The organism is Aquicoccus porphyridii, assembly GCF_008369105.1.
GTDB lineage: Bacteria > Pseudomonadota > Alphaproteobacteria > Rhodobacterales > Rhodobacteraceae > Aquicoccus > Aquicoccus porphyridii.
In genome coordinates this window covers 1-598 of sequence record NZ_VINQ01000082.1, presented here as the reverse complement: position 1 = coordinate 598, position 598 = coordinate 1, and the positions used below count along the sequence as shown (strand labels likewise).

Sequence of the window (598 nt, the reverse complement as noted above, 5' to 3'; positions counted from 1 at the left end):
CACCCCGGTTCCGCCGGCTGGGGCCGCGATCCCGACCTGCTGCAGCACATCGATGGCCAGGGCCTGCGCCAGTCGCTGGTCACCCCGGCCGGCGACCAGAGCCGCTACTACCAGGCGCTGGCCGCCGCCATCCGCGGCCAGTCGCGCAACCCGGTGTCGGCGCAACAGGCCTGCGCGCTGATGGCCCTGCTGGAGTTGGCACGACGCTCCGCCGAGGAAGGCCGGAGCCTGCCGGTGGAGCTGCGCGACGAGGAACGCCAGGCCTGGAACTGAGGCCCGGCAGTCCGGCGGAAACCGCGAGGGGATCGTAAGGCGTTAAAAAACAAAAAAAATTTCTTCGCCGGTGTTGACACTGCCGCGCTAAACCCGTTTAATTGCGCCCCGTTGCCCAGGTAGCTCAGTTGGTAGAGCAGGGGATTGAAAATCCCCGTGTCGGCGGTTCGATTCCGTCCCTGGGCACCATGAATACGACGAAAAGGCTCACCTCCGGGTGGGCCTTTTTGCTTTCCGCCGTTCGCCTAGACGTGCTGCCCGCCGTTGACGTGGATTTCCGCGCCATTCACGTAGGATGCGCCGCTGGTGCAGAGGAAGTAGATCA

General features: G+C 65.1%; 1 protein-coding gene and 1 tRNA gene. Both read left to right on the top strand.

What is annotated here, in order from left to right; all coding sequences use genetic code 11:
• The coding region (locus tag FLO80_RS23675; RefSeq protein WP_246156793.1) for a Gfo/Idh/MocA family oxidoreductase at window positions 1-273 on the top strand (273 nt) is incomplete at its 5' end.
• A gap of 113 nt (window positions 274-386) precedes the next feature.
• Window positions 387-462, top strand: a tRNA-Phe gene (locus FLO80_RS23670).
• Window positions 463-598: the final 136 nt, after the last annotated feature.